Below are 11,136 nucleotides of genomic sequence, written 5' to 3'. Positions count from 1 at the left end.
GGTTAATTCGCTGACCTACTGAGCCACTGAGAGCCTTGAGAGCAAGGCGCGATGGCGAAGGTTTGGTGGTTCCAAATCGAGTCAGAGCAACGCAGCTATCAAGGCTCTCAGTGGCTCCCGAAGGGCGCGGCGCTGGGGCCCCTGACCGGTGTTGCCAGCACTTGATGTGGAACCACCACACCTGCGCACTGACGCCTTGGCCAGGGTCCCCAGCGCCACGCAGTAGGTCAGCGAATTAACCAGACGGGACACTAGAGTATTTTGGTGTCGTTCAGCTGCAACAGGCGAAATGCCGCCACTGGTCTGTGGAAAATCACTCTGCCCCGGTTTTTATCTTTTGTCGCATAACATTTATTTTTGTAATCGAAGGCAGACATCAAGCACTGAATTGGGCTAGTGTCAGTCACCAAAAGCAACGGAAGCACGGATTGTCAGGAATACTGACTGATGGACCTCTCAGTACTAACACAGCCACTTTTCGCCCCCCGGTATTTGATACCCCTCTTATCGCTGACAGTCATTCTGGTTTCTCCCGGTTTCAAATGTCTTCTGGGCGAGTTGATCTTTAACGTTTCTGCACGCTTTCCTGTGCCACGAAAAGCGACTGACCGACTTCCGCTAAAGTCCATTTTTCGGCAATAACGAAGAGAGCTATCTGATCACTATTAATAATAGAGAAAAACCATGAGAATCATTCAAGTACTGATATTAGTTTTCGTCTCCTTGAGCGCATTTGCGCAAGAAAAAAATCTGTTTGAGAGTGTCACTGTTGGGTTTAAGGTAACCAAGCCAGATGATTGGAATTTCATTTCTGCAGAGCAGAATCGTGAAAGCCTTGAAAGGTTTCAGATGACTGATAAAGAATTTCACCAGCAAATGGTCAAATATTCATCAGCACCATTAGTCGCAATGATGAAGTACCCAGAGCCTTTTGAGGATCTTAATCCGAGCTTCAAGGTAAACATAAAACCATTAGGTCAACTGAAGGGGTCTGACCCCAAGGAAATACTTAATCTTATACTCCCGCAGTTTAAAAAAGTATTTCAGGATTTCAATTTGACTCAGCGCCCTACGGATACCGAGGTGGATGGATTGCCAGCCGCATATATGCGAATAAATTATTCTTTGGCTGTCCCGGATGGTCGGGTTTTCCCGACTACTTCCGAGCTATGGATAGTTCCCAGGGGTGATTACTTCTTTATGATCGGTTCAGGTACACGTCAAGATGAGAAAACAGGATCTAGAGAAGAGATCTCGGAAATTCTTTCTAGTGTAGAGCTTTAATTTTTAACAAGGGCTGCAGCCGACCGATTTATACACGGTCGCTCCAAAACGGCGGCTGAGTCCAGGCAATAAGTAATAATAAAAAATGGAGTTAAGATGTTCGGGTTTGTAAAACGTTCGGATGCACCAGTCCAGGTAAAAAGAGCATCAATTTTCCTGTTGAGTTACGCCCTTTTAGTGCTGATAGGCACAGTATTTTATGCTGTCGAATCAGGGGGCGAGGACATGAGGGAATTGATTCGTGGTCTGATTCGAGTCGGCGGAATTGGCTACATTGCCTGGTGGTTGCTCTCTCTCAAAAAAGAGGCGTGGTGGTTTGCTGTAGGTGCATGTGGTTTCCTTTCGGCTCTGGGATTTTTGGGAATAGGTGCATTTTTATACGCAGGTTCCAGCGTAAGCTCTGATTACTATCTGCTGGTTTTGAAGCTGATTGCACCGGTATATCTACTGCTTCATGCATTTCTGATTCTTGTCAGGGCTGATACGAGATCACTTTTCGTCGGTAAGAGTGCCTAACGAATGACTTAAGTTTGCTCACGGCGTGTCAGTCGTCCACCAGATGCCTTTGCCAGGCCGTTGCGCCGGACGTTAAAGGAGAAAATATTATGAAACTGCCACAAATGACAGAGCTGATGAGGTCAGCGTGCGTAAAGCGGATAAGTTAGATAACAGTGATGGGCTGCTCGAATACTGCCTTAAATTCTGAAAAAATATCCTAATGACATGACTGTTAATTTCTATTTGGGTTGGCTTGTTATCGAAGAAGAGTTAATAATTCCGGTTGATTGTGTAAGAAATTAACACAGGAAAAGAGTTCAATTTGTCAAATGTCCTTGCTTTGAATATTTCCTTCTGACCCCCCCCCTCAGGATTGGGGGGGATAAGTCTGCCCTTAATTTATTAACCAGGCAGGACCTGACTTTACTTGCGACAACGGATGAGCTCAGAGGTTATCGATTGGTGTTCCCCATCATTTCAGTCTTTTACTTTGGCATTCCAGTTCTGGTTTATGCATCCGCACGACTGGCGCCGAAATCGATTCCATGGTTACCGCTCGCTGCAGGAGTAGTTTTCTTGTTTAATGCCGCGATTCTCGGGAGTTCCTATCATCTAAGGTATGCTTATCAAAGAATTGTTTCCCTTGATTTTGGTTGGGGTACCGATCTTGTTTTTTTTAGTTACGGCTGGTCCTTGTTTATGGCTCTCCCGGTGCTTCTCCAGTCATGGGCAATTCGCAGAGACCCCTCCAATGCGGGAGTAGCATCTGTGTTCTCTCTCGTATTCCACTGTTTGACGTTACCCGCAACCTGGGTGCTCTGGTTAGTGTTTTCATTTGAGTAGGAAAATGACGAATAACGGGACTGACTTATTTTCTATTCTCCCGTCGTTGTTGAGTGCGGGAGTGTTCGCGTGTCTTATCAGCATCAGTTATGGTGAGTGCGTCCTGAAAGCGTCTGTGGGACAGTCAATTTCCGGCAGTAGCGAAGCGTGCTATCTAACCACCGTTAAGTCTAAGGAGGCGTAGTGACCAACGTGTCAGAGATCGAATTTCAATGGAATGACTTTTGTTGGGAAGCCTTTATCCGTAATACGGCTTGGTCAGGTTTTCAGGAAAGAAAGGGACCGTATGGTGCTCTCTCTTCAAATAAACCGTCTCTGGGAGATGTCACGGTAGTTTTTGCCCCGGAAGGAAGAGGAGACGATCCTCTCAATGACAAAGAGCTATCTCTTGTTGATTGGTTTCTTACTCACCAGCAGGAAGTCGCCAACGCGATTTTGGATATTCTGTTTAATTCATACGGGGCAATCAAAGCGGGATATATTGAAGAGTTTGGGGAGGAGGTCTCTGAAACTTTCCCCGGCATCCACAGTAAAAGCGATCTGAAGAAGTTGGTCGGTATCGTATCAGTCAATATCCATCAAGTGAGTAAAGATGGCATTCCGTATATAGGAATTGAAATGGGGTGCGATTGGGAAGAAGAGCACGGACTCGGTTTCTTGTTGCATGGTGGAGAGGTTGTAGACCTCGGTGGTGCGGACACCGCAATTCTCCTCTGGAAGGCCAAGCAGCATGCCAATAAGACTTAACAGGCAGCAACACGGCGCATGTGCCGGGGGTTAGAACTATGAAAAAAATACTGGTCGGTTCGTTAATTCCCATCGTTTTAGCCGGTATTGGCTTTATCTATTTGAAAATGTCGATACCGGAGGATGATATCTGGTCCCACGAAAACAGAAACATGTTATATGAGACGTTCTCCCCGAACGGGCAGCTGAAAATAGGTGCCTACAATTATGACATGGGCGCCCTTGGGTACACGTCTGTTCAGGTTTCAGTAGTAGATGCTGACGAGAACTATCCAATCGGCGGTAACCTGCTGCGGGATCAATACATTGAATCTGTAAAGTGGACGTCCGATAATCAGGCAGAATTCTCTCTTCGCAATAAGTCAAAGCTGGATGCAAAAGTACTTATTTGGGTTGAATAGTTCTGAAAGGCGCTTTGAGAGCGACCTCGTAAAGCGCTGCGCGCTTTTCTCGGTGCCTCAAGCGCAACCTTAGCCACATGAGGATTACAAAGAAAATGAGACTTGCAGAGGCTCTGTCCCTGAGAGCTGATTTACAGAGAAGGATCGCTCAGCTTAAAGAGCGAATTATGCGTAATGCGAAAATCCAAATTGACGAATCGCCGGCAGAGGATCCGAATGAGTTACTGAAAGAATTTGTGTCTTGTACCAAGGAGCTGAGAAACCTTGTTATCAAGATCAATAAGACTAATAGCTCCGTTATGTTTGATGAGAAAAAATCGTTGACTGAAGTGCTGGCTGAGCGAGATGAGTTGGCTTTAGTTCGAGACTTGCATAGGGATTTGGCAAAAAATGCTACCGTCACACAGGAGCGTTACAAGGCTCTTGAGGTGAAGTTTAAACCTGCTGTGAATGTCAGGGAAATCCAGAGGCAGGCAGACACGCTCTCTAAAACCTTCAGGGAGCTCGATGTAAAGATTCAGGAGCTTAATTGGTCGACTGATCTCGTTGATTGATGTAGATCGGTAGTGTGGTAACCGGGCGAGTATTACCCGCCAACTGGGTTAAGTTGGATTCGGTAGGGTGCGGGGGCAAACCCTAAGGGTTCAACTCCCTTTTTATCGATAATCCCCAGTACTCTGCACATGAGTAAAGTGCATGTAGAACTGTAACTACCGAAATGCTGACGCTTATTACACGAGGGTGGGGAAGGGGACTACATTGATGTGGCTAACAAATTACTTGGGTTTATTTCCGGTCTGTCGGTCGTCCACCGGAGGTCTTTGTCAGATTTCTGTGTTGGGCGTTAAAGGAGAAAATCTTGGAAGCTAATAATGAAGCAGTTTTGGAATTGGCTAAGTCGATTCAATCTTTAAGTGACAACATCGTTACGATGGAGATTGTCATTATCGTCACAGGTCTGGTAAGCGCTGGCTTCATGTGGTTTATCATAAAATATTATGAAAATGCCACAAATGACAGGGCTGATGAGTTCAGCGTGCGAAAAGCGGACAGGTTGGATAACACAGACAACATCGATGAGCTGCTCGAATACTGCCTTAAATTCCGTGAAAAATACCCTAATGATATGACTGTTAATTTTTATCTGGGGTTGGCTTATTATAGAAAACAGCAATTCCTTGAATCCAGGAAGTATTTTAAGAAGAGTGCCGAACTAAATCCAAATATGAGACAAAACGTTGAGGGTTATCTAGAGGTTATCGAAAAAGAGTTAACAATTCCGGCTGATTGTTTAAAAAATTAACGCAAAAGTCCAATTTTTCGAATTTTGGTACCTTGAGTATTACCTGCTGAACCCGCAGGCGTGGTCTTCTTCTTTAATGCCGTGATTCTCGGGAGTTCCTATCATCCAAGGTATGCTGATCAAAATGCGGTGACAACTGCCAACCGGTTCTCGTCGGATCCTGTCCGGCCGTTTCAAGGCCGGGTTCTACCCCGGTACCGCGGCGCGGGTATCCGCAGTAACAGGGTAGAACCCGGGGCTGTCACCCCTCGGAAACATAGACCATGGAGTTGTCAACAGTACCGATGTTTGACCTTATTTCATCAACATAGATTGTCCGGTTTTCGGTATAGACGTCGTGGGCTTCCGCCACTTCGGTATAGACCTCGACCAGCTCGCGCAGAGTCTCGTCACTGGCCTCCCAGTAGCCCTTTCGGATTGTTTTAATCATGCGCTCGCTGATCTGGGCCAGTGCTGTGGGGTTGGCTTGCTCGAACTACTCACGCAGCCCCAGAAAATATTTATTGTTTTCAACATATTGAGGGTTCCGGCATAGTCTTCCTGCATCATTTCCTTTACCCAGTTCGGGTGCTGATACACGGACCTCGGCTCCACCCACATCAGCGGTGCCGGCTCCGGTCGCCAGCAGGCATAACATTAGTGTGGCGAAAGCCCTCAAAAACGAAGATGCACCCCCCCCCCTTGTTTTTGAAGCGGTGCCATGTCGCTGAAAACGGTCTACATGGAGGGTGTGATAAAGCGTTACATGATTAGCTATAAGAACCTTTTCCGATTTATTAAAATAGAATATGTTAATAACCCGGCTCAAGGATCAGCTGAGGGACGCGCTCAGCCGCACACCACTTCAGGCAATTTGCGCTGGTGGTTTGCGACATTCGATGATTTTCAGCTCCTCGGGCAGAGCAGTTCTTTGCTTGTCGTACATCAAATCGGTATAGAAACGATCCACATACTTGAACGAAGCAACCTTGCAGTGGGAGCTGCGACTCCATTTGCTGTGATCAGCCACCAGCAGACGAGTACGGGTATTGGCGATGATGGCTCGGCTGACCTCCGCCTCGCGGATGTCGTAATCCATCAAGCCATGCTCCGGGGCCATGCTGCCGGTGCTGATAATGCCAAAATCGGTGATGAAGGAACTGAAGAAGCTGGTTACTTCCGGCCCGACCACATCGTGGTGGTTGTGCCGGTACTGCCCCCCTGAAACGATGACTTCGATGCCGGGATTGCCGGAAAGCGCCGAGGCCACCCTGAGATTGTTGGTCAGAATGCGCAGGGACTGGTGATGAATTAGCGCACGCGCCACAAACTCGATGGTGCTGCCAACCCCAAGACTGACCGTGGAACCCTCAGGAATGTCCTCGGCAACCCGATGAGCCATTTGCTGTTTGGCGGCAAAGTGACGTACTTGTTCGTTTTCAACCGGGGCAATTGATGTATTGGGCGGCAAGCTGACGCCGCCGTAGCGACGGCGTAGCAAGCCCTGTTCGCATAGCTTGTTAATATCCCTGCGAATGGTCTGGGTGGTCACACCAAAGCGCTGGGCGATGTCTTCAACTTCGACATGCTTCTGTTTATGCACCCATTCCAGGATGCTTTGCTGTCGGTCTTCGGCGCCCATCAGACTAGGTACCCGGTCCGTTCATTGTGTTTGGCATTGCGCAGGTCTTGTTTCGGTTTGTGGAAGATCGGATTCGGCCCGTTGCCGCAGCCAGTTTTCGGCCATTTCCGCAAAACCCATCCCGGATCGCTGACTCACGATGGCCGCCGGCCGGTGGGACATTGCGGACAGGTGCTTGTGAATGTTTGCAACGCCTATGCTCAAGGGGAAACGGCGAAACATGCTTTCGTCGTTGGGGGCATCGCCGATGAATACTGCACGCTGCTGTAATTCAGGCAGATCCAGTCCCAGCAATTCCCGACCGACGCGCACGGCCATGGTGGATTTGTCGAAATCGCCGAGCCAGACATTGAGGTGGATAGAGCTTTGCCGAACACTGAAACCCAGGTCGACCAGGGCATCGTGAAGCGCCGCCACCTGCTCTGACGTGAGCGACTGCTGCTGGTTGTAATCTACTGCCACGTCGACGTAGCGGAACGCCTGATCGCTGGCGAGCTTTGGTTCGAAGTCCAGCTTGAGCTCAGCAATCGCGGCCAGGATGGTTTGTTGGTCACGCTTGTGCGAGGCCGCGTCATTCCAGTAGTGCCAGCACACCGTCTGGGGCGCGCTGCGCTCGGCATAAAAAGCGCCACCCTCGCCTATAACGGCAGTGACCGGCCAGGTTCGAATGATCTGGTCACACCACCCGGCGCAACCTCCGGTAACCGGGATCACGCGGATGCCCGCGGCCGCCAGGCGACAAAGGGCCAGGTAGGTTTCTGGCAGCAATTGGCCATCGGTCGTCAGGGTGTCGTCCACGTCGGTGAACAATATGTCTGCTTGGTCAAAGTCAAAGCTGTTTGTCATGCAATGGATGTTCCTGTTCGTTACCGCAGTCGTCGCCCGGAGCCTCGGGCGGCGCTCGGTCAGGGTCAGATAACTTTCTTCCGCAGGGCGCTGGTGAGCGCCTCACCCAGAATCACCAGTACAACAATGGCCAGTAGAATCGTGGCTACCGTCTGCCATGCGAACAGATCGATCGACCCTTGTAGCAGCACTCCGATGCCACCGGCGCCGACTAGACCCAGCACGGTTGATTCACGGATGTTGATGTCCCAGCGCAGGATAATGATGGCGAAGAACGCGGGCATTACCTGAGGCACAATTGCGTACAGCACCACCTTCATCTTGCTGGCGCCGGTGGCCTGCATGGCCTCCACCGGGCGGCGATCGATTTCCTCGATGGCCTCGCCCATCAGCTTTCCGATGAAGCCAATCGACCGGAACATCACAGCCAGGATACCTGCCAGCACGCCCGGTCCAAAGATCGCCACGAACAGTAGGGCCCAGATGATGGTGTTCACCGAACGGCTGGACACCAGGATGAATCGGCCGAGCCACAGGGTGGCCTTGTTGGGTGTGGTGTTCTGCGCCGCGATGTAGGACACTGGCAAGGCGATGAAAATCGTCAGCATGGTTGACAGGGTGGCGATATGCACGGTTTCCAGCATCGCTTCGAAGATGGCGTTCCAGGTGCTGAACTCCGGAGGCCACATACGGGCGCCCAGGTTCTGGATCTGCTCGGGAGCGTCCCACACCCAAGGCCAGAAAATGTCGATGTCACGCACCGCCCAGATAATCGCTACCAGGGTCAACAGGTAAATCCCGAAGCGGGTCCATAGCTCTTTCCGGTCGTAGCGGGACCAGGCACGGTCGGTCAGTTTTTCAGCGTGATCTACCATACTTTCTTCCTCACCCATCCGCTGATTCCTTCGCTGATCAGAATGATGCCAATAATCATCAGCAGAATGGCAAAGGCGAAATCGTAATCGTAACGTCCGAATGCGTTCATCAGTGTGCCGCCGATACCGCCAGCACCGACAATACCGACCACTGCGGAAGCGCGCAGGTTGCTGTCGAGCTGATACATGGATAGCCCAATCTGGCGAGGCATGATTTGTGGGAACACTCCGTAGATGAGCATTTTCAGATAACTCGCACCAACGGATCGCATGGCTTCCACCTGGCCCCAGTCAATTTCCTCGATTTCCTCGGCTAGCAATTTGGCGACAAATCCGATGGAGTAGAGGGTCAGGGTCAGAATACCTGCCATGGGGCCGAACCCGACCGCCGCCACAAACAGGATGGCCACGATGACCGGGTGAAAGCTGCGGGAGACGATGATGATGGCACGTCCCAGCAGGTAGATTGGCTTTGGCGCTACGTTTTTTGCGGCCATCACTGCGATGGGAATCGACAGAAAAACCCCCAGCAGGGTGGCCAGAAATGCGATTTGGAAACTTTCCTTGAATCCTTTCCACAACAACTCCGCACGTTCAAAGCTGGGTGGAAATGCACCGCCGAAAATTTTGGCGGCACGCGGCAGACCCTCGGAAATGCGCTCCCAATCAAAGGGCAGGGTTGAGAAAGCCCAGTAAAGGTAGGTCAGGGTGACAGCAAACAAGCCATACCGAACCCAAGGATTGGTGATGAAGGGAGGTTTCTTCCAGACCCTGCTCCTCGTTCCGCCGGTTGCAATTCTGCTGATGGTCATGCGGTTGCCTCCTGAGCATGGGTACCTGCATCAGCCGCATCTTCTTCGGGCGACTCAATGCCACCGTAGATGGAATCGAGGGCGTCCTGATTGAAGTCCCTGGGCGAACCGTCAAAAATCATCTGACCATGGCGCATACCCACAATGCGGTCCGTATACATCCGTGCCTGAGTAACGTTGTGGATGTTGATCAGCACAGGCAGTGACATCTCACTGGCCAGGGTTTGCAGCAGGCTCATGATCTGTTGTGAGGTTTTGGGGTCCAGGGAGGCGGTTGGCTCATCCGCCAGCAGAATCTCGGGCTCTTGCATAAGCGCTCGCACAACGGCGACCCGCTGTCGCTCACCGCCCGACAATTGGTCGGCGCGTTTGTTGGCGTAGTGGGCGATACCCACCCGTTCCATCAGGTGGAAGGCGCGGTTGATGTCCGATTGAGGGAAACGGCGGGTCAGTGCCTGAAACAGCGAAACATAGCCGAGCCGGCCTGACAATACATTCTCCATCACCGTCAAACGATCAATCAGATTAAAGCCCTGGAAGACCATGCCGATGCGACGGCGTGAATGGCGCAAGTCGCTGCCACGAAGTCTGGACAATTCGTGGCCGTTCAACTTGATCGAACCCGAAGTCGGTTCGACCAGCCGGTTGATGCAGCGTAGCAGGGTGCTTTTCCCCGCCCCTGATGCTCCGACGATGGAAACGACACTGCTACCCTCGACGGTTAAATCAAGTCCTTTGAGCACAGGCTCGTTTTGCCCATACCGCTTTACCAGGTTGGTAATCTCTAGCATGTGGTTTGCTCCGGCCGGAGCTTCCGACCAAGGGCCGGAAGCTCCCGTTTTTACTATTTAAGATTGTCGGGGGTGTACTGAACGCCGTTGGACGCCTGGATGGTGCGGATGACGCGCCAGTTGTCCTTGTAGTTGATGGGAATGAACGTTTCGACGCCTTCAAACTCTTCACCCAGTTCGGTGCCGGCAAACTTGAAGCTGTAAAAAGCCTCGCGAATCTTTTCGATCAGCTCGGGGTGCAGATTGTGGGCGTGATTATAGGAAGTGGTCGGGAACCGGTCGGACTCCCAGACCAGGCGCACATCCTCTTCGTCGTAGAGGCCCCGGGCTGCCATACGCTCGACTACTTCGGAAGCTACCGGCGCGGCGTCATAGTCCTTGGCAACCACGCCCAGCATGGACTGGTCATGGCTGCCTGAGAAGGTTATTTCATAGTCTTTCCCCGGCACTACGCCCAATTCCGGGAACAGGGCTCTGGGTGCCTGGTTGCCCGAATTTGAGGTGGGCGAGGTGTGTGCGACTCGTTTGCCTTTCAGGTCGACCAGTTCGTGGATGTCAGAATCGCTATGGGTGTAGACCTGCAGCGAGTAACCGAATTGCCCGGACTCTGAACCCATTAATGCGAAGGGCACCGCTCCGGCGAGATTCACCGCGAAAGGGGTCGGTCCGGTAGAGAAACCTGCCACATGCAAGCGGCCGCTGCGCATAGCTTCCACTTGCGCCGCGTTGGATTGTACGGCGAAGAAGCGCACATCCTTGCCAGTGACCTCAGCCAAATGATCGATGAATGGCTGCCAAATATCGGAATAGATGGCGGGGTCTTCAACCGGTGTATATGCAAAGACCAATGTATCGGGGTTAACCCACTGTGATTCATCCTTCGGCAGGTCGGCCACCATGTCGCCGTTTTCGTCGCAGTATTTGACGTCCAGCGAGCCACGCTCGCAGTCAGCAAAGGCTTGGTTACTGAAACCGAACAACACCACTGATGCTGCCAGAGTGGCAGTTGGCAAGATACCGGGGAACACTTTTTTGGACAGGTTCATTCTTGTTCTCCATTTGGAGCGGTCCATTTTTCGTTTGCTTCGTCAGCCATTGAACATCGTGGAAGGACC

At 51.1% G+C, this 11,136-nt stretch carries 13 protein-coding genes and 1 pseudogene; 6 read left to right on the top strand and 8 right to left on the bottom strand.

Annotated elements, in window-relative coordinates; all coding sequences use genetic code 11:
• Positions 1 to 81: 81 nt before the first annotated feature.
• Entirely contained in the window at positions 82 to 252 is a 171-nt protein-coding gene (locus tag R6W86_RS09415) for a hypothetical protein (RefSeq protein ID WP_410329104.1), read from the bottom strand.
• A gap of 432 nt (positions 253 to 684) precedes the next feature.
• Here R6W86_RS09415 and R6W86_RS09410 point away from each other — a divergent pair, with 432 nt between their 5' ends.
• The 6 genes from R6W86_RS09410 to R6W86_RS09385 all read left to right on the top strand — a co-directional run bounded on the left by R6W86_RS09410 (position 685) and on the right by R6W86_RS09385 (position 5,076).
• Positions 685 to 1,284, top strand: a complete 600-nt coding sequence (locus tag R6W86_RS09410) for a hypothetical protein (protein ID WP_410329103.1) — start codon at positions 685 to 687, stop codon at positions 1,282 to 1,284.
• A gap of 96 nt (positions 1,285 to 1,380) precedes the next feature.
• Positions 1,381 to 1,800, top strand: coding sequence for a hypothetical protein (locus tag R6W86_RS09405; protein WP_410329102.1), 420 nt, complete (start codon positions 1,381 to 1,383; stop codon positions 1,798 to 1,800).
• 1,008 nt (positions 1,801 to 2,808) lie between these two features.
• Positions 2,809 to 3,372 carry a DUF6985 domain-containing protein gene (locus tag R6W86_RS09400; RefSeq protein WP_410329101.1) on the top strand — a complete coding sequence of 188 codons (564 nt, stop codon included), beginning with the start codon at positions 2,809 to 2,811 and terminating at the stop codon, positions 3,370 to 3,372.
• Between the two features lie 38 nt (positions 3,373 to 3,410).
• Positions 3,411 to 3,773 carry a hypothetical protein gene (locus R6W86_RS09395; RefSeq protein ID WP_410329100.1) on the top strand — a complete coding sequence of 121 codons (363 nt, stop codon included), beginning with the start codon at positions 3,411 to 3,413 and terminating at the stop codon, positions 3,771 to 3,773.
• Positions 3,774 to 3,868: 95 nt separating this feature from the next.
• Positions 3,869 to 4,327, top strand: coding sequence for a DIP1984 family protein (locus tag R6W86_RS09390; RefSeq protein ID WP_410329099.1), 459 nt, complete (start codon positions 3,869 to 3,871; stop codon positions 4,325 to 4,327).
• Positions 4,328 to 4,632: 305 nt separating this feature from the next.
• Positions 4,633 to 5,076, top strand: a complete 444-nt coding sequence (locus R6W86_RS09385) for a tetratricopeptide repeat protein (protein WP_410329098.1) — start codon at positions 4,633 to 4,635, stop codon at positions 5,074 to 5,076.
• A gap of 241 nt (positions 5,077 to 5,317) precedes the next feature.
• Here the strand turns inward: R6W86_RS09385 and R6W86_RS09380 are convergent.
• The 7 genes and pseudogenes from R6W86_RS09380 to phnD all read right to left on the bottom strand — a co-directional run.
• A pseudogene (locus tag R6W86_RS09380) lies at positions 5,318 to 5,539 on the bottom strand (hypothetical protein); the annotation flags it as partial.
• A 381-nt stretch (positions 5,540 to 5,920) separates the two neighbouring features.
• Complete coding sequence (locus R6W86_RS09375) at positions 5,921 to 6,697, bottom strand: DeoR/GlpR family DNA-binding transcription regulator (protein ID WP_410329097.1); 777 nt, start codon at positions 6,695 to 6,697, stop codon at positions 5,921 to 5,923.
• A gap of 21 nt (positions 6,698 to 6,718) precedes the next feature.
• Positions 6,719 to 7,543 carry an HAD-IIB family hydrolase gene (locus tag R6W86_RS09370; protein ID WP_410329096.1) on the bottom strand — a complete coding sequence of 275 codons (825 nt, stop codon included), beginning with the start codon at positions 7,541 to 7,543 and terminating at the stop codon, positions 6,719 to 6,721.
• Between the two features lie 65 nt (positions 7,544 to 7,608).
• Complete coding sequence (gene phnE / locus R6W86_RS09365; protein ID WP_410329095.1) at positions 7,609 to 8,418, bottom strand: phosphonate ABC transporter, permease protein PhnE; 810 nt, start codon at positions 8,416 to 8,418, stop codon at positions 7,609 to 7,611.
• Entirely contained in the window at positions 8,412 to 9,230 is an 819-nt protein-coding gene (gene phnE, locus R6W86_RS09360; RefSeq protein WP_410329094.1) for a phosphonate ABC transporter, permease protein PhnE, read from the bottom strand. Before phnE (R6W86_RS09360) ends, phnE (R6W86_RS09365) begins: the two co-directional genes overlap by 7 nt.
• The gene (gene phnC, locus R6W86_RS09355) at positions 9,227 to 10,021 is read right to left on the bottom strand and encodes a phosphonate ABC transporter ATP-binding protein (RefSeq protein ID WP_410329093.1); all 795 of its coding nucleotides are present in this window, start codon (positions 10,019 to 10,021) and stop codon (positions 9,227 to 9,229) included. The genes phnE (R6W86_RS09360) and phnC overlap by 4 nt, the downstream gene beginning before the upstream one ends.
• Positions 10,022 to 10,074: 53 nt before the next feature.
• On the bottom strand, positions 10,075 to 11,067 hold the full coding sequence (gene phnD, locus R6W86_RS09350; protein ID WP_410329092.1) for a phosphate/phosphite/phosphonate ABC transporter substrate-binding protein: 993 nt from the start codon (positions 11,065 to 11,067) through the stop codon (positions 10,075 to 10,077).
• Positions 11,068 to 11,136 lie beyond the last annotated feature (69 nt).

It is taken from the genome of Marinobacter sp., from assembly GCF_046484525.1.
GTDB lineage: Bacteria > Pseudomonadota > Gammaproteobacteria > Pseudomonadales > Oleiphilaceae > Marinobacter.
The sequence above is the reverse complement of the archived record's forward strand: the minus strand, read 5'-3'. Positions and strand labels throughout refer to the sequence as shown.